24 protein-coding genes are annotated in these 19579 nt (G+C 33.8%); 13 read left to right on the top strand and 11 right to left on the bottom strand.

The features are described from left to right. Positions 1–75 precede the first annotated feature (75 nt). A complete protein-coding gene (locus OD90_RS01375) occupies positions 76–1770 on the top strand; it encodes a glycoside hydrolase family 13 protein (RefSeq protein WP_144665559.1) in 1695 nt (564 codons plus the stop codon). Here the strand turns inward: OD90_RS01375 and OD90_RS01370 are convergent. The 3 genes from OD90_RS01370 to OD90_RS01365 form a co-directional block, all read right to left on the bottom strand. After that, positions 1767–2378, bottom strand: a complete 612-nt coding sequence (locus OD90_RS01370; protein WP_144665557.1) for a LysE family translocator — start codon at positions 2376–2378, stop codon at positions 1767–1769. The genes OD90_RS01375 and OD90_RS01370 overlap by 4 nt on opposite strands. Positions 2379–2466: 88 nt before the next feature. After that, on the bottom strand, positions 2467–2628 hold the full coding sequence (locus OD90_RS13080; RefSeq protein WP_186434688.1) for a hypothetical protein: 162 nt from the start codon (positions 2626–2628) through the stop codon (positions 2467–2469). Between the two features lie 37 nt (positions 2629–2665). Continuing rightward, entirely contained in the window at positions 2666–3718 is a 1053-nt protein-coding gene (locus OD90_RS01365; protein ID WP_144665554.1) for a quinone-dependent dihydroorotate dehydrogenase, read from the bottom strand. 109 nt (positions 3719–3827) lie between these two features. On the opposite strand from OD90_RS01365, the gene pepT reads away from it, so the two are divergent. Continuing rightward, positions 3828–5069, top strand: a complete 1242-nt coding sequence (pepT, locus tag OD90_RS01360; RefSeq protein ID WP_144669609.1) for a peptidase T — start codon at positions 3828–3830, stop codon at positions 5067–5069. 11 nt (positions 5070–5080) lie between these two features. Next, complete coding sequence (locus OD90_RS01355) at positions 5081–6274, top strand: LETM1-related biofilm-associated protein (protein ID WP_144665552.1); 1194 nt, start codon at positions 5081–5083, stop codon at positions 6272–6274. 77 nt (positions 6275–6351) lie between these two features. Here the strand turns inward: OD90_RS01355 and OD90_RS01350 are convergent, their stop codons facing one another. The 4 genes from OD90_RS01350 to OD90_RS01335 are packed head-to-tail and all read right to left on the bottom strand — an operon-like array spanning position 6352 to position 8091. After that, positions 6352–7110: a LytR/AlgR family response regulator transcription factor gene (locus OD90_RS01350; protein ID WP_144665550.1), complete on the bottom strand. Its 759-nt coding sequence runs from the start codon at positions 7108–7110 to the stop codon at positions 6352–6354. 48 nt (positions 7111–7158) lie between these two features. After that, entirely contained in the window at positions 7159–7497 is a 339-nt protein-coding gene (locus OD90_RS01345; RefSeq protein ID WP_144665548.1) for a 2TM domain-containing protein, read from the bottom strand. After that, positions 7497–7805, bottom strand: coding sequence for a 2TM domain-containing protein (locus OD90_RS01340; protein WP_186434687.1), 309 nt, complete (start codon positions 7803–7805; stop codon positions 7497–7499). The genes OD90_RS01345 and OD90_RS01340 overlap by 1 nt, the downstream gene beginning before the upstream one ends. Positions 7806–7815: 10 nt before the next feature. Continuing rightward, a complete protein-coding gene (locus tag OD90_RS01335) occupies positions 7816–8091 on the bottom strand; it encodes a 2TM domain-containing protein (protein WP_144665545.1) in 276 nt (91 codons plus the stop codon). A 152-nt stretch (positions 8092–8243) separates the two neighbouring features. Between OD90_RS01335 and OD90_RS01330 the strand changes: the two genes are divergently transcribed. The 5 genes from OD90_RS01330 (at position 8244) to OD90_RS01315 (ending at position 11642) form a co-directional block, all read left to right on the top strand. Further along, positions 8244–8408, top strand: a complete 165-nt coding sequence (locus tag OD90_RS01330) for a Lacal_2735 family protein (protein ID WP_144665543.1) — start codon at positions 8244–8246, stop codon at positions 8406–8408. A gap of 110 nt (positions 8409–8518) precedes the next feature. Then, positions 8519–8644 carry a hypothetical protein gene (locus tag OD90_RS13225; protein ID WP_261374440.1) on the top strand — a complete coding sequence of 42 codons (126 nt, stop codon included), beginning with the start codon at positions 8519–8521 and terminating at the stop codon, positions 8642–8644. 59 nt (positions 8645–8703) lie between these two features. After that, positions 8704–10503 (top strand): DNA polymerase III subunit gamma/tau, encoded by a 1800-nt coding sequence (locus OD90_RS01325; RefSeq protein WP_144665541.1) that lies wholly within the window; start codon positions 8704–8706, stop codon positions 10501–10503. 35 nt (positions 10504–10538) lie between these two features. Beyond that, positions 10539–11120, top strand: a complete 582-nt coding sequence (locus tag OD90_RS01320) for a tRNA-(ms[2]io[6]A)-hydroxylase (RefSeq protein ID WP_144669608.1) — start codon at positions 10539–10541, stop codon at positions 11118–11120. 69 nt (positions 11121–11189) lie between these two features. Then, positions 11190–11642 carry a DUF6265 family protein gene (locus tag OD90_RS01315; protein WP_144665539.1) on the top strand — a complete coding sequence of 151 codons (453 nt, stop codon included), beginning with the start codon at positions 11190–11192 and terminating at the stop codon, positions 11640–11642. A gap of 1 nt (position 11643) precedes the next feature. Here OD90_RS01315 and OD90_RS01310 read toward each other — a convergent pair whose 3' ends face one another. The 4 genes from OD90_RS01310 to OD90_RS01295 all read right to left on the bottom strand — a co-directional run bounded on the left by OD90_RS01310 (position 11644) and on the right by OD90_RS01295 (position 14521). After that, complete coding sequence (locus tag OD90_RS01310) at positions 11644–12096, bottom strand: TlpA family protein disulfide reductase (protein WP_186434686.1); 453 nt, start codon at positions 12094–12096, stop codon at positions 11644–11646. A 312-nt stretch (positions 12097–12408) separates the two neighbouring features. Beyond that, complete coding sequence (locus OD90_RS01305) at positions 12409–12792, bottom strand: CoA-binding protein (protein WP_144665535.1); 384 nt, start codon at positions 12790–12792, stop codon at positions 12409–12411. Positions 12793–13187: 395 nt separating this feature from the next. Continuing rightward, positions 13188–13799: a trimeric intracellular cation channel family protein gene (locus OD90_RS01300; RefSeq protein ID WP_144665533.1), complete on the bottom strand. Its 612-nt coding sequence runs from the start codon at positions 13797–13799 to the stop codon at positions 13188–13190. Further along, positions 13799–14521 carry an RDD family protein gene (locus OD90_RS01295; protein ID WP_144665531.1) on the bottom strand — a complete coding sequence of 241 codons (723 nt, stop codon included), beginning with the start codon at positions 14519–14521 and terminating at the stop codon, positions 13799–13801. The genes OD90_RS01300 and OD90_RS01295 overlap by 1 nt, the downstream gene beginning before the upstream one ends. A gap of 34 nt (positions 14522–14555) precedes the next feature. On the opposite strand from OD90_RS01295, the gene OD90_RS01290 reads away from it, so the two are divergent. The 5 genes from OD90_RS01290 to OD90_RS01270 are packed head-to-tail and all read left to right on the top strand — an operon-like array spanning position 14556 to position 19572. Further along, positions 14556–15554, top strand: a complete 999-nt coding sequence (locus tag OD90_RS01290; RefSeq protein WP_144665529.1) for a stage II sporulation protein M — start codon at positions 14556–14558, stop codon at positions 15552–15554. Beyond that, positions 15551–16492 carry a hypothetical protein gene (locus tag OD90_RS01285; protein ID WP_144665527.1) on the top strand — a complete coding sequence of 314 codons (942 nt, stop codon included), beginning with the start codon at positions 15551–15553 and terminating at the stop codon, positions 16490–16492. The genes OD90_RS01290 and OD90_RS01285 overlap by 4 nt, the downstream gene beginning before the upstream one ends. Beyond that, positions 16485–17288 carry a DUF4129 domain-containing protein gene (locus tag OD90_RS01280; protein ID WP_144665525.1) on the top strand — a complete coding sequence of 268 codons (804 nt, stop codon included), beginning with the start codon at positions 16485–16487 and terminating at the stop codon, positions 17286–17288. The genes OD90_RS01285 and OD90_RS01280 overlap by 8 nt, the downstream gene beginning before the upstream one ends. Continuing rightward, on the top strand, positions 17285–18502 hold the full coding sequence (locus tag OD90_RS01275) for a DUF4350 domain-containing protein (RefSeq protein ID WP_144665523.1): 1218 nt from the start codon (positions 17285–17287) through the stop codon (positions 18500–18502). Before OD90_RS01280 ends, OD90_RS01275 begins: the two co-directional genes overlap by 4 nt. After that, the gene (locus OD90_RS01270; protein ID WP_144665521.1) at positions 18502–19572 is read left to right on the top strand and encodes an AAA family ATPase; all 1071 of its coding nucleotides are present in this window, start codon (positions 18502–18504) and stop codon (positions 19570–19572) included. The genes OD90_RS01275 and OD90_RS01270 overlap by 1 nt, the downstream gene beginning before the upstream one ends. The last annotated feature ends 7 nt before the right edge of the window (positions 19573–19579 follow it).

Below are 19579 nucleotides of genomic sequence, written 5' to 3'. Positions count from 1 at the left end.
ATTTTTTTGGGGAGAATTACGCTTTCGCGAAAGCGTATCTATTTCTAACTTAGCTTTACTTCAAATACTTTATATATGAGTCAATTGCAAAGCTGGTGGAAAGAGGGAATTGTTTATCAAATTTACCCCAGATCCTTTAAAGATACATCTGGTAATGGCGTAGGAGATTTAAAGGGTATTATCGATAAACTAGATTATATAGAAAGCCTAGGGGTAGATATTATATGGTTAAATCCGATATATGATTCTCCTAATGACGACAATGGGTATGACATTAATGATTATCGAAAAATCATGGCTGAATTTGGTACCATGGAAGACTTCGACAATCTCATCAGAGCGATGAAATCACGCGGACTACGCTTAATTATGGACTTAGTGGTAAATCATTGTAGTGATGAACATCGATGGTTTACAGAGAGTAGAAAATCTAGAGAAAATCTTTATAGAGATTATTTTCACTGGTGGCCTGCAGAAAAAGGAAATCCCCCCAAAAGATGGAGCTATTTTGATGTAAAGGAAAACGCTTGGAAATATGATGCAAATACAGACGCATACTATCTTCATTATTTTTCTGAAAAACAACCAGATCTCAAATGGGAAAACCCATTAGTGAGACAAGAAATCTTCCAAATGATGCATTTTTGGTTTCAAAAAGGGGTGGATGGATTTCGGATGGATGTAATCCCGTTTATAAGCAAGGACATTAGTTATCCAGAAATCAATGCAAATGAACCCCATGAATTTATCGCTTATTATGCAAACGGGCCTAAAGTGCATGAATATCTAAACGAGATGAATCGCGAGGTGATTTCTAAATATGATGCCTTCACCGTAGGTGAAGGTCCGGGTATTGCAATAGATCAGGCATTAGATTTTGTAAATGAAGACCGAAAAGAAATGGATATGTTTTTTCATTTTGATTTAATGAGTTTAGACCGTGCCCCAGGTGAAGTTTTTAAAATGAAAGACCACAAATGGAACTTATCTGAGTTTAAGAAAATTTTTACAGATTGGGATGCAGCTTTTGCAAATGCAGGATGGGGATCACTATTCTTGGCAAATCACGATTTCCCAAGAGCCGTAAGTCGCTGGGGTAATGACTCAAAAGAACATTGGAAAAACAGCGCTACTCTTTTACATACGTTTTTGCTTACCATGAGAGGTACTCCTTACATTTATCAAGGAGATGAGATAGGGATGACTAATGTGCAGTTTTCAAACATTGATGAGTATAGAGATATTAATACATTTAACAGGTATGAAGGAGTAAAAAACCAAGGAGGTGATCTTGAGGCATTTTTAGAAAACGAGAAGTATGCTGCTAGAGATAATGCAAGAACACCTATGCAGTGGAGTACTTCAGAAAACGCAGGCTTCTCTACAGCAACTCCATGGATAAAACTCAATTCAAATTATAAAAATGGCGTCAACGTAGCCCAACAAATTAAAGAAAAAAATTCTGTACTTTCTTATTTTAAAAAGATGGTAGCGATTCGTAAGTCAAATAAGGCGTTAGTTTATGGAAAGTATAAAATTATAAAACCAGCACATGAACAAGTGTATGCGTATACACGACAAGAAGATGATCAAAGGTTTTTGATATTATTAAATTTTTCTGATGATCTCTTGCGGTTTTCTCTACCAATAGACATATCCTACAACCGTAAAATAAAACTTATATCCAATGATAAAATTCTCGACGACAAAACGTTTAAGGAATTTGCTCTTAGGCCCTGGCAAGCTATTGTATATAAACTAGAAACTTAAAATAAAATAAAGATAGCTATCCCTATAAAAACAAAAATTTGCAACCATTTTAATAAAATACCTGCAGTATCGTTTCTCTTTAAGACAGGGGCTATTCTACCGGCTACTAATGCAATTCCTCCAAAAATTATAAAGGACTCTAGCATAAAGATGAATCCTAAAGTATAAAATTGATACACTGTGTTATCATTTGGATCCCACAAAAAACCTGGAAAAAAAGCTAGAAAGAATATGGTCACCTTGGGGTTTAAAATATTCATAATAATTCCTTGTTTAAAGAGTGCACTATAGGATTTTTTTGGAGCACCTTCTGCTAGGGTTATATGTGCATCTGCACCGTATACTTTATAAGCAATGTATAAAAGATAGGCAGCCCCAGCTATCTTGATGGCTAGAAATAAGTGAGGAGATGTTGCTATTACAGCAGAAATCCCAAAAGCAACCAATGTTGTGTGTACAATACACCCAGTAATCAGACCAGCCGTTGTGGCAAGTCCAGACCGACTTCCATTAACAACGCTTTGAGTCAACACATAAATATTATCAGGCCCTGGTGAAAAAGCTAAAATTGCTGTCGCGGCTATAAAAGCTAAAATTGATTCCGTCACAGTATATACATGCTATTTGGATTGAAGAAATTATTAATTTACAAGTAATTGATTATCAAAATTTAGCAAAACTATTAGTTCAAATGCACTACCATTGTTTTTCTTTCCACATCATAAATAGCCCCAAAACTAATAGAACACCAGCTACTGCTAATTTTAACCATTGTGGTATAAAGCTAGCAACATCAGGTTTTAAGGCAAATAACATTACTAAAATAGAAGCAAATATTATTTTATGTGAGTTACGCATTAAGAGTGAGTTTGAGACTTATTGATAAATAATAATTTTATAAATTTTTATTGAGAATAGATTTGTTGATTTTCTTTATCAAACTTGGTCCTTCATACACAAAGCCAGTGTATAATTGTACTAAAGAGGCACCAGCATCTAGTTTATCTAATGCATCTTGTGCGCTATGTATACCACCTACACCTATAATTGGAAAAGAACCGTTACTTTTATCAAAGAGGTATTTTATAACTTGAGTAGAGCGATCTGTGATAGGTTTACCACTTAAACCACCATTCCCAATTTCCTCAAGTCTATTATTAGAAACCTTGAGATCTTCACGGTTCATAGAAGTATTGCTAGCTATCACACCGTCAAGTTCAGTACCTTTTACTAAATCAATAATTTCGTCCAGTTGAATAGTATTAAGATCTGGTGCTATTTTTAATAGAATAGGCCGTTGTTCTTCAAAACCTTTATTTGCCTCTTGAACAGCATTGATCAATTCAATTAAATAATCTTTGTCGTTTAATTTTGCGTGACTTGAGACATTGGGGCAACTCACATTCAACACAAAATAATCTACATAGGGATGCAACGCCATGAAACACTCAAGATAATCTGCTGTGTAATCTTCTGGTGATGTGGCGGTATTCTTACCTATGTTTCCACCTATAATGAGTCTATTTTTCTTAGATACACGTTGAGAGACTTTTGTAAGTCTATGCGTTGCTGTATACACGCCTTCATTATTAAATCCCATCCTATTGATCAAGCCTTGATCTTCTTTAAGTCTAAAAAGTCTTTTTTTGGGATTTCCCTCTTGTGCTTTTGGAGTAAGGGTCCCTATCTCTACAAAACCAAAACCTAGATCTCCTAATTCATCATATAACTTTGCATCTTTATCAAATCCAGCTGCAAGCCCCACGGGGTTGCGAAATTTTAGACCAAATACTTCACGCTCAAGTCTGCTGTCTTCTATGTTTCCTAGTTTATTTAATAACCCAGACAACCCTAGTCTATGCAGTCGCTTGATCCAACTAAAGGTAAAGTAGTGAACTTTCTCTGGATCAAAAGAAAATAATAGTGGACGGATGAGTTGTTTGTACATTTTGCAGTTTTCGGTTGTACAAAAATAGTCCAAAAAGCGGTATTTTTGAAGTACTTAAGAAAGGATGATAATTACGCTTTCGCGAAAGCGTAACCCATACCAACCCATTATGATCAATAAAGAAGCATTACTCAACAGATTTATAAGCTACGTTACTATAGACACAGAAAGTGATCCAGCTAGTGAGACCACACCAAGTACCGAAAAACAATGGGATCTCGCAAACAAGCTAAAACAAGAGCTAGAATTAATGGGAATGGAAGAGGTTTCTATTGATGAGAATGCTTATGTAATGGCAACGTTACCTAGTAATGTATCACATGAGGTACCTGTTATTGGTTTTGTTGCTCACTTTGATACAACTCCAGATTTTACTGGAAAAAATGTGCAACCACAGATTTGGAAAAATTATGATGGTGGTGATTTAATGCTTAATAAAGAACAAAACATCGTTCTCTCTCCAGATTATTTTGACGATCTCAAACAATACAGAGGTCAGACTATTATTACAACTGATGGTACCACATTATTAGGTGCTGATGATAAAGCAGGAATTACAGAAATTATGGAGGCGATGCAATACCTCATTGCGCACCCAGAGCTAAAACACGGTAAAATACGTGTTGGATTTACTCCAGATGAAGAGATAGGAAGAGGCGCACATAAATTTGACGTTGAGAAATTTGGTGCAGAGTGGGCTTACACCATGGATGGGAGTCAGATAGGTGAGTTAGAATACGAAAACTTTAATGCAGCAGGCGCTATAGTCACTATTGAAGGTAAAATTGTACACCCTGGGTACGCAAAAGGAAAAATGGTGAACAGTATGTACATCGCTACAGACTATATTAATAGCTTACCGAGATTAGAAACTCCAGAACACACCTCTGGTCGTGAAGGCTTCTTCCATTTGTATGATATTGATGGTGGTGTAGACAACACACGATTAGAGTATATTATAAGGGATCATGACAAAGGGCATTTTGAAGCTCGCAAAGAAATGATGATTAAACTAGCTGAAGAACTTAATAGTCAACTAGGGAAGGAACTTGTGACTGTTGAAATCAAAGATCAATACTTCAATATGCGTGAGAAAGTAGAACCGGTAATGCACATTGTAGATATTGCAGAAGAAGCTATGAAATCATTAAATATAGCACCATTAATTAAACCTATACGCGGTGGTACAGACGGTTCACAATTATCATTTATGGGATTGCCGTGTCCTAATATTTTTGCAGGAGGTCATAACTTTCATGGGCGTTATGAATATGTGCCCCTCGAAAGTATGGTACGCGCAGTTGAGGTGATTGTAAAAATTACAGAAATTACAGCTCAACGCAGTAAATAAAAAATACTACCGTGAACCCATCTGCTCCTGGCTGGATACAAAAGCATTTCCCTAATTTTCTAAGTTATTTAGAAAAGTATCCTATGGATGATGAAGCTTTTTATAAAGCTTTGGGGAGTATTGGTTTTATTTATGGACATTCTGTTGACACTTTAATAGTAAGTACCTCTAAGCAACTCAAATGGACCACTCAAGAGAAAACAAAAATTAACCTGTTTGATGCATTATCCTTCACCTATTATGACACCATTGAAAGCGCTACTCAAACAGACTGTATACAGTCTATCGTTAATTTTTATCTTTTACTTGACAAAAGAGAAAATTACTTTATAAATATTAAAATCGGTTCAGATTCTCCACAGTCTCGATTAGAAAAAATAATTCATCAGCGTGTGCAAACTAATGAATCTACGTTGCAAAAAAACTTTAGTCATCTCATTACAAATGCCTTAGCATATATAGATATTCTAAGTTTTGAACATTATTTACTCACGCAAGAAGACCCCTATCACTACGCAAAAAATCTAGAATCTATCCTTACCCAATCTATATGGGTTGCCTTACGTCAAAAAGAGGAAAAACATTTATATAACCAACTGCTTATTAAATTATTTGAAAGTTCTGTACGCTACAACACGCTAGTAAAAGAAACACATACTACTATTGACCAAATTGATCTATCAAGCATACAAGAGCCTTTGGAAAAAAAGTATCTCCTAGATTTATGTAGTTTATCATTGTGGGACGATCAAACGGTAGATCCACACGAAAAAGTATTTTTAATGGACTTATGTAAGTCCTTAGAACTTAACGAAAATTCGTATCAATTATCAATAACGGCTGTAAAAGATTTTTTAAAAGCACATAGTGAAGACATCTCATATCTCAACTACAGTAATCCTGTAAAACATTTCTACAATCAAACCACAGCTACCGTGAAAAATTTGATAAGTAGAAATAGCAAACGTTTAGCGCAAGAAATTAGTGAGAGTGGCACGCTCGTAAAATTACTGACCCAATCAACTGTACGAGATTTATCTAAAGAAGAACGAAAGCTAGTTAAAAATCAACTATTGGATATTTGTAAAAGTATTCCTTCACTTGCCATTTTTCTTTTACCTGGCGGTGGCATTCTGCTTCCTCTTTTGATAAAATTTATTCCAAAAATGTTACCAAGTGCATTTAATGAAAATCTAGAAGATTAATTTCTGCTTGAAACTTTTACTTCGCTTTCGCGAAAGCGATAATAACCAATTATTAATTTAGAAATAAAAGCATTGATTTATGCAATCCATGTTTTGAAGTCTTTTACGCGCTCACGACTCACGATAATCTCATGTTCATTCCAATGGTTTAATTTGATTTTAAGTCGAGAATTTGTGTAGGAAATAATATCTTTTATAGCGTTTATATTTATATAATACTTTCTACTTACTCTAAAAAAAACTTCTGGCTCTAAGTCATTTTCTAATAACTCTAGCGTGGTGTCTAAGAGGTAATTACGACCATCAATAGTAGCAGCATAAGTTCCTTTATTTTCACTATAAAAACACTCAATTTCATCTATGGGAATCATTTTTATATGAGATCCTATCTTTGTTGTAAATCGCTTTTTATATTCTCTATCTACTGGAGTCGCGCCTAGTAGTTTTCTTATATCATCAAAATTGAGAGCTACATTTTGAGTGGCAGGAGTACGTTCTTTAAACTTTTTTACAGCGTTAGCTAAATCTTCATCATCTATAGGTTTTAACAAATAATCTACGCTATTTAATTTAAAAGCTTGCAGTGCATATTCATCAAAGGCGGTAGTAAAAATAATAGCACTCTTTACCTCTACTTGATCAAATATCTCAAATGATAGACCGTCAGAAAGCTGAATGTCAAGAAATATTAAATCTGGATGTTTATTTTTTTTAAACCAAACTATAGCCTCCTCTACAGAGTGTAACATTTCATTTACAGTAATATTTATTTCTCCTAGCATTCTATTTAAACGTCTTGCAGAAGGCTTTTCATCTTCAATGATAAGTACATTCATATTCTAAAATTATTATAGTTAGGCCCTAAAAAAGTGAATAGATTTTCTCTAATTATCTTTTGTAAATTTAGTGTTATATATTTTTTCCTCCTCTTCCATAAACTGCTTGATTTTACGTTCTTCCCAAGTCTTAATGTACCCAAAAAACTTGAAGTTTTTAAAAACCCAAAACCAGTGAAAAAGTAAAGACAAGCCCCAAAAAAAGGGTGTTGTAAACTGTACCCACCAAGGCATGTCCCCAAAAAATCCTTTATCTATAAAGAATCCTGCATAGAATAGTTGTAGTAGTATATTAATAACTACATAAACAAAAAGGTGGGAATAAAAACCTTTTTCATCTGCAATGCGCTTTTTTGCACGTTGATATTTTTGATCTTGACTGTTCATTATTTCCTTATAAAATTTGTTTTAGTATCCTGGTCCTCTTTTTCCATTTGCTCTTTGATCTTACGCCGTTCCCATCCTTTACCTAAAAATAAAGAAGTACCGTAAACTTTAAAAGTTTCTATAACAATTCCTAAAAAGGAAAAGCCAGCTACCCAAAGAAACCAAGGATTCCTTAATTCATTCACATAATAATTAACACCAGCAATGAGGGCTACTAAAATGAGCGAATTTATAATTTTGCTATATAATTTCTTAATCTGCTTAACGCGATCTAAAGCTCTCAGGTATTTTTCTTGATTTGTTTCCATACTGTTAGGATTAAAGCTCTTCATTATTCATGAATTGATCTATTTTACGTCTTTCCCAGTCTTTCGAGAAAAGCGGATTCCATCGATATACTTTTGATGCGTGACTTAAAATACCTATTCCCCATCCTAGGATAGGAAAAATAGCCCAAAAGAAATTACTTGTATAGATATTGAGCCCTATAAATATACATACGAAAATAATATACATCCCTAAGTGATTATAAAACTCTTTGATCTCATCTACTCTTTTTTGAGCTCTCTGGTATTTTTCTCTTGATGTTTCCATAATAGATTGTTTTTTATTTTGATGTAAATATCTATTCTAATCCTTCACTTTAAAACCTTTAATGACTGAATTGTAAAATAACAATCCTGAATTGTAAATTAGTCTCAAAAGCAATTTCTTACCTTTTTGAGTTGTATCTTTAAAAGAAAACTATGTTTGGAATGTTTAAAAAGAAATCAGCTTTAGAAAAATTACAGATTCAACACAAAAAAGTATTAGAAGAAGCCTATGTACTATCAAAAACTGACAGAGCAGCTAGTGATGCTCTTTATGTAAAAGCTGCAGATCTAGAAAAAAAGTTAAGCTCCATATCTTAAAATTTTCTTAAAAGATATTTTTTATCTATTTTCGGTAGATAATTATAAATCAACCAAGAATGATTATCCCCCTTTTTTATTCTTGCCATAAACTGGCACGCCTCAAAATCATGCGTAGAAAAACGCTTCAAAATCTAAAAAAAATTAGCACTCAAGATCCCATGGCAACGCATAGCTATAAAATTATGATTGATGTCATAGATAAAAAGCTAGCAACACTTGCTGTTAATAAATAAGACAAGAAAGTCAAGCCACAGTATGCTATAATAGCAACCCTACTTTTATATTTGTAGTTATGGAACCTTTTATAGTATCTGCCCGTAAATATCGTCCTACTACATTTAAAGATGTTGTAGGACAGCAGGCTATTACAAATACGCTTGAAAATGCAATTGCTAATAACCACTTGGCACAGGCATTACTCTTTTGCGGACCCCGAGGAGTGGGTAAGACGAGTTGTGCTCGCATACTAGCAAAGCAAATAAATACAGATGAACATACAAGTCCTGATGAAGACTTTGCTTTTAATGTATTTGAGTTAGATGCTGCCTCAAACAACTCTGTAGATGATATACGTAGCTTGATTGATCAGGTACGTATACCTCCCCAAGTAGGAAAATATAAAGTCTATATTATAGATGAGGTTCACATGCTCTCAGCTGCAGCGTTTAATGCTTTTCTTAAAACACTAGAGGAGCCTCCTAAGCATGCTATTTTCATACTCGCAACCACAGAGAAACATAAAATAATACCAACCATACTATCGCGATGTCAAATCTTTGATTTTAAAAGAATTACAGTTACAGACGCACGTAAACACCTTGTTCTGATAGCGGAAGAGGAAGGTATTGAAGCAGATGAAGAAGCACTACACATTATCGCGCAAAAGGCTGATGGTGCGATGCGTGATGCACTTTCCATTTTTGATAGGGTAGTAAGTTTTAGTGGTAAAACGCTTTCGCGAAAAGCGGTCACTGAGAATTTAAATGTTTTAGACTACGACACCTATTTTAAATGTGTAGATTTAATTCTAGTAAACGATATTCCTCAGCTTCTTGTACAATTTAATGACATCCTTTCTCGCGGTTTTGATGGACATCATTTTATTGCAGGATTAGCATCACATTTTAGGGACTTAATGGTTTGCAAAAATCCACCCACAATACACCTTTTAGAAGTAGGTGATACCACAAAGAAGAAATACTACGAGCAATCACAGCAAACAGATATGTCCTTTTTAATGGAAGCCATTGAGATTGCTAATACTTGTGATCTAAAATATAGAACTAGTCGAAATCAACGATTACTTGTTGAACTATCTTTAATGCAGCTCGCCTCTATCACATTTGATGGAGAAAAAAAAAAGAATAAACCCTTCTTAATACCTCCATCATATTATAAAGTTAATAGTTCTAAACTTGAGGAATTAAGCACTTCTGATTCTGACTTAAAAAAAGAACGTGGAGAGATATCTAATTCTCCAGCGCCAGATAATCTAAAGGAAAACATTCAAGATAATTCGGTTACCAAAGGTACAGCACCTGTGAATTTTAGCTCAGGAGTTACTGAAGGTAATCCTGTTAAACCACTACCCTCTCCTACAACAACAGCTGTACCTAACCTTGCATTAAGAAAAGACAGAGTTTCTGGACTCTCACTCAAAGGACTACAGAAGAAAAAAGAGTTAGAAGAAAAACGTGCAAACAAAAAAGTAGATATAGAAAATCTTCCTTCAGAACCTTTTTCTGAAATTGCAATGCAAGCAGCTTGGAGTGATTATGTATCTAAACTTATACAAAAAGGTGAAAAAATAATTGCTTCAAATCTAGAGGCAGACCAACCTACTTTAAATGGAACAAGCATACTGTTAGAGTATCCAAATGAAACTATGAAGGTTGAAGTTGAGCGTGCGCAAGGGCCTTTGCTAGAATTTCTTAAAAGAACGCTGCAAAATTATGACATTACCTTAGAGATCTCCGTTAATGAAGAAGTACAACGCAAATATGCATACACTCCTCAAGAGAAATATGATAAATTGCTTGAGCAAAATCCTGCACTCGATACACTTAGAAAAACTTTTGATCTCGACTTATAAAATTTACTGTTATGGAAAATAAAGAAGCAATACAAATGCTACACCTTAAATTACCTACAGATCCTAGGTGGGTTAATATTGTAGAAAAAAATATAGAAGAAATTCTAACTGACCATGCATATTGTGAGCAAAAAGCTGCATCCAGTGCTATTTCTTTTATAATTGGATTTCCAGAGTATTCTGAACTTGTGAGCGCGATGAGTGACCTTGCGATAGAAGAAATGAGCCATTTTAAAATGGTCCATGATCTTATGGTAGAACGTGGTCTACACTTAGGCCGTGAGCGTAAGGACGAATATGTTCATAAACTAAGATTTTATTTCCCAAAGGGAGGTTCTCGTGTAGAGAGTCTAATTAACAGACTATTAGTTGCAGCACTTATTGAAGGAAGGAGTTGTGAACGCTTTCGCTTATTATCCGAAGAATTGGAAGATAAGAAATTGGCTAAGTTTTACAGAAAGCTCATGATAAGTGAAGCTGGTCATTATACGATGTTCTTAAATTTTGCCAGAAAATATGGAGATCGTAAAAAAGTGGATGAAAAATGGCAAGAGCTCTTAGATTTTGAAAAACAAGTTATGAAAGAGCTTAGTGTAAAAGAAACAATGCACGGGTAATCTAAAGCTATTTTATTTATGGTATCCTTACCCACCTTGTTGAGAAACCAACTTTAAAACAAATCTCTTATGAAAGTTAGTCTTCTATTCATATTAAGTGTGATTCTTTTAAGTTGTAAAAATGAACAGCCAAAAACAGTCACTCCTTTCAACTTCCTCTTGGGTGACTGGGAGCGAACGAACCAACCTGATGGAAGAGTGACCAAAGAACATTGGAAATCAATTAGCAATTTTGAGCTTAGAGGTCACGGTTACACGCTAGTAGGTAACGATACTGCTTTTAGTGAGCGTATGACTTTAAGAAGAAAAGATAATGAATGGAGTTTAAGCATAAGTGGACCTAACGAAACACCAACTGATTTTGAAATTACAAAAATGGATAAATCTTCATTTGTAGCTGAAAATCCCGAAAATGAATTTCCAAAAAAAATAAAGTACTCCTATTTTGATGATGTTCTCACTGCAAAAATTTCATCAGATTCAACCAACATCTCATTTATATTCTGGAGAATACAAAATTAGTCTAGTCAGTGACTAGTAAATTATCAAAAACCTCTCTAACCTGTTCACTATTCCAATTAGACGCACCTTGTTCTTTAATTATAATTTTGCCATTTTGATCAATAACATAATTTGTAGGTATCGTCCGTTCAAATAATATAGGCGGTGTTTTTATCAAAGGCATGTAAACAGGTAGACTGTATCCCTTTTTATCTAGGAATTTTTTTACAATCTTAGGATCTTCATCAGTAATTAATAAAAACGTTACTTTGTTATTATAATCTTCATACAGTTTCTCAATTGAAGGTAATTCTGCAATACATGGAGGGCACCATGTTGCCCAATAACTTAAAAATACAACACTGCCATCACCTACCAATATATCTCTCTGACCTCCATCTAACGTTTGTAGCTTATATGAGAATGGTTCTATATTAATTTGTCTAGACTGACTTATTGCAGATGGAGAAAACAATGCTGCCTTTATTTGATTAACTACAATCTGAATAGGGGTACGAGTTTGTGGTATAATAAGCAGAAGTATCGAGATTATGAATGCTAAATTTTTCCAATTAAATTTTTTACTTTTTACTTTCATGATAATAAAAATAAAGCTTGATTTCTAATGTGTGGTGTATATGCTTTCGCGAAAGCGTACTCTTTAAGAAGAAAATGTGCTATGAATTTTTAATACCAGTTATCACAACTCCCGCATCAATACATTCTAAAAAAGAAGCTGCGATTTCGAAGAGTATCACAAACTTAGATTAAGCACTTTATCTAAAAACTAGTAATTATTAGTAGCTAATAATACTAATGTACAAGCAACCTCCACCTCTATTGCTTCATTTTTAAGTATTTCATAAAAATCAGGGTTTTCTGTTCCTGGATTAAAAATCACTCTCTTAGGGCTAAGTTTTTTAATAAAATCATAATATGCCTCTTGACGTGTAGGGTTTAGATATAATGTCACGGTATCAATATTATTTTCTGCAAAACTTTGAGAAGCGATTGCAGTTGTAAAGTCAATAATTTTTACATTCCCAACCAATCCTCCCCTAAGGCCTACAGCCATAACAGGATGATTTTGTGCGTTTAAACGTATAATCGCTCTATGAGAATATCGGTTGGGTTTAAGTGACGCCCCTATAACTAAAGTAGGTTTTAACATAAGGTAAAGTTAAAAATTTAATATTGATGTAACTATTCTTATTTCTTTCCGTCTATAAGATAAGTTAACTTAATTGTTAGTCAGTGTTTTAGTTCTCATTTTACTGGGAACACTTTGATGGTTAGTGTTAGAAGCTATGACTAACAAGAAAATCCCGAGAACTCGAGTCTCGGGATTTAAAAAAATATTAGATTATTGTATAATTCGTTAAAATACAGTTAATTAACCTAAAAAAGTGTAATTATTTAAGAAAAAAAACGATTATTACACAATAGACTTCTACTTTTTATTAAATCAGTTTTGTAAATTATTTGAATTAGCCTTTAAAATTTTTAAAACTTTTACTGAAGACTATTTTAATAAGGTTCTCGCTTTAACGGGAACCTTATTAATTTTTAAGGATTTTTGTATACAGAAGGTAAACTCCATCCCTTTACCACAGCTAATGTTCTAATTGTAATTATAATACTCCCTGCAATTACCATCGACCACGATGTTTGCAAGCCATAATGCGTAAGCATCAAAAAGATGCTTGCTCCCAAAATACAAGTAGTTGCATAAATTTCTTTATGAAAAATAATGGGAATTTCATTACATAAAATGTCACGTATTACTCCACCAAAACATGCTGAAATGGTGCCAATGATGACGCAAATCACTGGCGACAATCCAGCTGCCGTAGCAATCTGTACACCTGCCATTGTATATAAAGCTATACCGATAGTATCAAATAAAAACAAAGATCTTCGTACATACTTTAAATAACTTCTGAATATAATTGCAATCATCGTAGCGCCAAAAATTACATATACAAAAGTCATGTTGAGCATCCAGCTCACTGGAGTTTTACCAATGAGTATATCTCGCAATGTCCCTCCTCCTACTGAAGTAACTAAAGCAATTATTAGTATACCAAAAAGATCAAGTTTCTTACGCATTGCTGTAAGTGCTCCAGAAATTGCGAATGATATCGTTCCGAGAATATCTATTATAGTACTTATATCCATTACTGTTGTGTATAATAATTATAATCTGCTAGTACACGTTCTATAAAATCAATATTTGTTTCTTCCGGAGTGACTCCCATTTTAGCTTGAAGTTTCTCAGCCAGCTTTACTATAACATTATGATTTGCATTTTTTCTAGCATCTACAAACAATGTTTTTATTAACTGGACATCTTTATCATTAAAAACGGTTACTTGTGGATATAAGGGCTTATAATCATCAGGTATATCAATCATTAAACTATCTGAAAGTCGCACACGTTTCCGTTCTGTAATTACAGTTGTTCCTGCTGCCATATCCCCCAGACGCTGTCCTCTCTCTGTCATTAATATACTTACAACTGCTATTCCTCCAGATGTGATAGATATATCAACTATGCGCATTATCCATCTTACAAAAAAACTTCCAAAGCCTGGTTTTGAACCATCTAACTTTACAACTTTGAGCTTCATGGCAGCTTTCCCTGGTGTTTTTCCATTCCAAAAAGTTTCAAAGAGGAGGTAATATAAAAAAACAGGCAAGCCTATGATTAGATAGAAAACCCATATATCCCTAAAATTTTGGCTCTCTAAACCAAATTTTGCTAATAAAAGTAACGATACTATCCAGTAAGCAATTAAAATAATTCCGTCTATGATAAATGCTACAATACGTTCACCTATACCAGACACATTCTGATAAATACTAACATTTTGAGCGGTTTCTATTTGAAAGTTATCCATATATTCTTTTTCTTTACCTCTAGAATTTTGAAGAATGCGCGAAGCAGCTTTTGTCAAGCAAAATAAGGATAAATGGTTAACTTTTGAAAGTGTTTTGATCAACAAAGATCATATGCATCCAGATAAGTTATCTAATTTATATATGGAGATAACAGATCACTTAAGCTATGCACAAACATTTTATCCTCAATCTAAAACCCTAGAGTATCTCAATTATCTTGCATCACAATCACACTTAATCATTTACAAAACTAAGAGAGAGTCTAGTAAAAGATTTATCACATTTTTTACAGAGGAGTTCCCACTTATTATGTATCGTTATCAAAAGCAGCTTTTAATTGCTTTTCTGACCTTTTTGCTATTTAGCCTCATAGGTGCCTATAGCGCAGCAAATGATAGTACCTTTGTAAGAGCTATAATGGGAGACGGTTATGTGAATATGACACTCGATAATATAGAAAAAGGTGATCCCATGGGAGTCTATAAAGAGCAAGGTGAACTTAATATGTTTTTAGGAATCACTATAAACAACATAAAAGTTGCTTTTTTTGCATTTGTGTACGGAATGCTTCTCACCATAGGATCCCTATATATTATCATGAGAAACGCAATCATGCTGGGTAGTTTTCAATATTTTTTCTTTGATCAAGGTGTCGGCTGGGAATCTGTAAGAACTATTTGGATTCACGGGACTATCGAAATTTCAGTAATAATAATTGCGGGTTGTGCAGGAATGGTTTTAGGGAACTCTATCCTTTTTCCAGGCACCTACACGAGATTAGAATCATTTAAAAAAGGCATGAAAAATGGACTAAAAATAGTGGTAAGTACAGTACCGCTATTTATAATTGCTGGGTTCTTAGAAGGCTTTGTTACTAGACATACAGAAATGCCAGACTGGCTAGCAATAGTTATAATTAGTTGCTCATTATCCATAATATTTTTTTATTATGTGTACTACCCCATAAAAAAACATAAAGATCAATTCAAAAGACTTTCACTTATTCCAAACATTGAAGAATTATATAAATGAATACCTCTAACTACATTATATTTAAAAAACAACGCGAATTAGGACAAATCGTTAGTGATACTTTTGTTTTTTTAAGACGTAACCTCAAACCTCTCTTTAAAGTCCTAGCAAAAACATGTAGCATCCCATTTTTATTACTAATAATTGCAGTAGGGTTTTACACAAAAATATCTGCAGGTCTAGATTTCTTTTCAGTAGAAAATATGGGACAAGATGTTGGTAGTTTTATTATAGCCATTATAGCTCTAGGTACAACAGGTATTATTTATAATGCTATGCTTTATGGAAGTGTTTCAGAATATATTAAAGCATATATTGCTACTGGAGATAAACCTAACAAGGCCGCTGTTGTTAATGAAATAAAGAAAAAAACAGGATCATTCATTGGGCTTGGATTTGTCAATTTGCTCATATTTCTAGCGGCTATCCTAATTCCAGCAGCACTTGGGAGTTACTTATTTGCATCAGGATCAGAATCTTTAGGGATACTATTACTATTTCTTTCTTTTTTTCCAGTACTCTATTTATATGTACGATTTAGTGTAATTTATCCTACTATCTCAAATCAAGAAACTTCTACAACAGAAACATTTTCTCTAAGTGGACAGTTGGTAAAAGGCGAATGGTGGATGACATTCATCACAATTTTTATCATTGCAATTTTAATCGGAATAATAGGTTTTGTCTTTCAAATACCTGTGGCTATTTATACTTTCATAAAGACCTTCACCTCTATGCAGTCTGGAAGTATGAGTAACCCAAAAGAACTATTTGATGGCGTATATCTTGTATTACAAATCATCGCTTCTTCAGTAAACTATCTACTATACGTAATTTTAGCCATTTGTGTTAATTTCATTTATTTCAATCTAAATGAACGTAAAAATCAGTCAGGCAGCCTTGATCAAATAGACCAGATAGGGAGCAAAAATGAATAAAATTCCTTTTGTCTTACTAATTTTTATAAGTTCGCTTTATGCAAATGGAGCTGCTATAGCTCAAAATTTAGCAATTGCAGAGAAAGCAATTCTTGTACAGGATACAATTACAATCGATGAGTCTTACCAAAACCCACGTAAATCTTTAGAATACGACAAAAGTAGCATTGTTAGAGTGCCCATTGATCAGAAAAGTATAGAAGCATACCAAGTAAACGAGGATTTTAATTATAAAGAAGCTTTACCAGAAGATAACTGGTGGACACGCTTAAAGCAAAAATTAAATGACCTTTACCATAAATTCATTCATTGGTTACTAGATGGTAAAGAAGCTGTTGGGATATGGGCAATGATTGTGAAAGCTCTACCCTATCTCTTAATAGTGGCAGTAGTGACGCTAATTGTCTGGCTATTTCTTAAATTGGATAGTGGTAATCTTCTCATGGAAAAAATAAAGGTGCCAGAAACATTGCTTTCTGATGATGAACTTTTAATACAAAGATCAGATTTACAAAAACTATTAGATCAAGCTATACGTAATAAAAAGTATCGCATAGCCGTTCGTTACTATTACCTCATGACTCTTCAAAAAATGAGTAGTAATGATCTTATTAACTGGGAGGTACAAAAAACAAACCACGATTATATCAATGAAATTCAAAATCAAAACACAAAAAACCAATTTAGCAAGGTAACTGCCATTTACGATTATATCTGGTATGGAAATTTTGAAGTTGATGTGAACGCTTTCGCGAAAGCAGAATCCTCATTTAAAACCTTATATAGTTCACTATGAGTTCTAAATTTAAGGTAATTACAGGATTTTTATTAGTAGCTATTGCGCTAATAATTTACATGGAGTCTGGTAAAGAAGAACCTATTAATTGGTATTCTAGCTACTCAAAATCAGATAAAATTCCATTTGGGACCTTTGTCTTGCATGACGTTTTAAAAGAGAGCCGTAATTCTTCAAGTTTTAAAGAAGTAAACCGTCCCCCTTTTGAGTTTCTTACGGATAGTAGTACTCAAAATGGAACTTATTTTTTTGTAAATGAGTATATAAGTTTTGATGAAGCCGAAGCAAAAAAACTTCTTAGTTGGGTGTCAAAGGGGAATAATTTATTTATCGCATCTAGAGGGATAGGGAGCACAATTCTTGATACATTAAATCTAGAAACAGAGGTCTTCTATGACTATGACAACTTTGAGAGAAAACCTTTGGTTAACCTTGTAAACCCTGAATTAAAACGCTCTATACCGTATTACTTGGATATTGAGACACTCGCAGGATATTTTACAGAGGTAGACACGTTAAAGACTAAAGTTCTAGGAGAGTTTAGCTTTTCAAAAAGTAAAGACACTATAACAGTACATCAACCTGAAGTAAATTTTGTAAAGCAGAGATTTGGAAAAGGAGATATCTTCATTCATTTAATGCCTAGCACATTTACAAATTACTTCATATTACGCGAGAATAATTTTACATATACACAAGATGCACTGTCGTATATTAATGATGATCAAACAATTTTTTGGGATAATCATTATAAAAATGGAAAAACACAATATATAAGTCCGCTTTATGTATTCCTTAATAACCGCTATCTCCGGTGGGCATATTACATGCTTATTGTAAGCACTCTACTATGGGTGATTTTTGAAGGGCGAAGAAAACAGCGAGCTATCCCTATAATTAAACCATTACCTAACCAGACGTTAGCTTTTACAAAGACAATTGCTGGCATGTACCTTGATAAAAAAGATCACAAAAGTATTACCTCCCACCAAATAAATTATTTTCTAGAATATATACGAAGTACTTATTTACTTAACACTGCAAGAATTAATGAAGAATTTATCTTAACCTTGGCGGTAAAAAGTAATAATACCGTTGAAGAAACAAGGTCACTTGTTAATTACATAGTTTCTTTACGCAACAATGAAAATGTAAGCAAAGAGGAATTATTAGAGCTTAATAGAAGAATTGAAGATTTTAAAATTTTAAAATAATGGAAGAGAATATACCTCAAAACTCAGAGAATCAATCAAACATAGACGGTAAGATAAACACGCCTCCTACTCCTGAGAATCTTAATAGTAGTGATGATTCTATTTCTTTTCAAAATAGAATTCCATTAGAGGAATTACGCACCGCAGCAAATGCCATAAGGGAAGAGTTAGGAAAAATTATAATAGGCCAGAGTGAGTTTGTGGAGTTATTAATAGTAGCTTTATTATCAGACGGACACGTTCTGATTGAAGGGGTCCCTGGTATTGCAAAAACAGTGACTGCAAAATTATTTGCAAAAACATTACAAACAGAATTTGGCAGGTTACAATTCACTCCAGATTTGATGCCTAGTGATGTATTAGGCACATCCATTCTAAATATGAAAACCAGTGAGTTTGAATTTAAGAAGGGTCCAATTTTTTCAAATATAGTTCTCATAGATGAAATCAATCGTGCTCCTGCAAAGACGCAAGCTGCACTTTTTGAAGTGATGGAAGAACGGCAAATAACTATTGATGGTACAAAGTACAAAATGGAACCTCCATTTATGGTACTAGCCACTCAAAACCCTGTAGAACAAGAAGGAACCTACGCCCTACCAGAAGCACAATTAGATCGGTTTTTATTTAAAATTAGAGTAGATTACCCTTCTCTAGAGGAAGAAATCTCAATATTGCAAACACATCATGACCGCAAGGGCAGTAACCCTCAAGGATCAATTGAACCTGTAATCACTCCTGAGAAATTAGCGCTCTTTAGAAAGCAAACTCAAGAGGTTCTTATAGAAGAAAAAGTAGTAAAATACGTAGCAGAGGTTGTTGTAAAAACCCGTACACATCCTCACCTATACTTAGGAGGATCTCCTCGTGCATCTCTTGCCATAATGAATGCTTCTAAAGCATTTGCAGCGATTGGAGGTAGAGATTTTGTAATTCCAGAAGATGTTAAGAGGGCTGTAACTCCTGTACTACGTCATCGTCTTATACTTTCTCCAGAGCGTGAAATGGAAGGAATGACCACAGAGCAAGTAATAGATATGATCGTACAATCTGTTGAAATTCCAAGATAAAAAATTG

It is taken from the genome of Dokdonia sp. Hel_I_53 (assembly GCF_007827465.1).
Taxonomy (GTDB): domain Bacteria; phylum Bacteroidota; class Bacteroidia; order Flavobacteriales; family Flavobacteriaceae; genus Dokdonia.
The sequence above is the reverse complement of the archived record's forward strand: the minus strand, read 5'-3'. Positions and strand labels throughout refer to the sequence as shown.

Bases quoted from the DNA above. Each gene is read 5' to 3' on its own strand.
- OD90_RS01305 (WP_144665535.1), bottom strand. From the start codon at position 12,792: ATGTTAAAACCTACTTTAGTTATAGGGGCGTCACTTAAACCCAACCGA.
- OD90_RS01335 (WP_144665545.1), bottom strand. From the start codon at position 8,091: ATGGAAACATCAAGAGAAAAATACCAGAGAGCTCAAAAAAGAGTAGAT.
- OD90_RS01280 (WP_144665525.1), top strand. From the start codon at position 16,485: ATGAATAAAATTCCTTTTGTCTTACTAATTTTTATAAGTTCGCTTTAT.
- OD90_RS13080 (WP_186434688.1), bottom strand. From the start codon at position 2,628: ATGCGTAACTCACATAAAATAATATTTGCTTCTATTTTAGTAATGTTA.
- OD90_RS01285 (WP_144665527.1), top strand. From the start codon at position 15,551: ATGAATACCTCTAACTACATTATATTTAAAAAACAACGCGAATTAGGA.
- OD90_RS01340 (WP_186434687.1), bottom strand. From the start codon at position 7,805: ATGGAAACAAATCAAGAAAAATACCTGAGAGCTTTAGATCGCGTTAAG.
- OD90_RS01365 (WP_144665554.1), bottom strand. From the start codon at position 3,718: ATGTACAAACAACTCATCCGTCCACTATTATTTTCTTTTGATCCAGAG.
- OD90_RS01270 (WP_144665521.1), top strand. From the start codon at position 18,502: ATGGAAGAGAATATACCTCAAAACTCAGAGAATCAATCAAACATAGAC.
- OD90_RS01300 (WP_144665533.1), bottom strand. From the start codon at position 13,799: ATGGATATAAGTACTATAATAGATATTCTCGGAACGATATCATTCGCA.
- OD90_RS01315 (WP_144665539.1), top strand. From the start codon at position 11,190: ATGAAAGTTAGTCTTCTATTCATATTAAGTGTGATTCTTTTAAGTTGT.
- OD90_RS01295 (WP_144665531.1), bottom strand. From the start codon at position 14,521: ATGGATAACTTTCAAATAGAAACCGCTCAAAATGTTAGTATTTATCAG.
- OD90_RS01345 (WP_144665548.1), bottom strand. From the start codon at position 7,497: ATGAACAGTCAAGATCAAAAATATCAACGTGCAAAAAAGCGCATTGCA.
- OD90_RS01290 (WP_144665529.1), top strand. From the start codon at position 14,556: ATGCGCGAAGCAGCTTTTGTCAAGCAAAATAAGGATAAATGGTTAACT.
- OD90_RS01320 (WP_144669608.1), top strand. From the start codon at position 10,539: ATGCTACACCTTAAATTACCTACAGATCCTAGGTGGGTTAATATTGTA.
- OD90_RS01330 (WP_144665543.1), top strand. From the start codon at position 8,244: ATGTTTGGAATGTTTAAAAAGAAATCAGCTTTAGAAAAATTACAGATT.
- OD90_RS01275 (WP_144665523.1), top strand. From the start codon at position 17,285: ATGAGTTCTAAATTTAAGGTAATTACAGGATTTTTATTAGTAGCTATT.
- pepT (WP_144669609.1), top strand. From the start codon at position 3,828: ATGATCAATAAAGAAGCATTACTCAACAGATTTATAAGCTACGTTACT.
- OD90_RS13225 (WP_261374440.1), top strand. From the start codon at position 8,519: ATGCGTAGAAAAACGCTTCAAAATCTAAAAAAAATTAGCACTCAAGAT.
- OD90_RS01375 (WP_144665559.1), top strand. From the start codon at position 76: ATGAGTCAATTGCAAAGCTGGTGGAAAGAGGGAATTGTTTATCAAATT.
- OD90_RS01350 (WP_144665550.1), bottom strand. From the start codon at position 7,110: ATGAATGTACTTATCATTGAAGATGAAAAGCCTTCTGCAAGACGTTTA.
- OD90_RS01325 (WP_144665541.1), top strand. From the start codon at position 8,704: ATGGAACCTTTTATAGTATCTGCCCGTAAATATCGTCCTACTACATTT.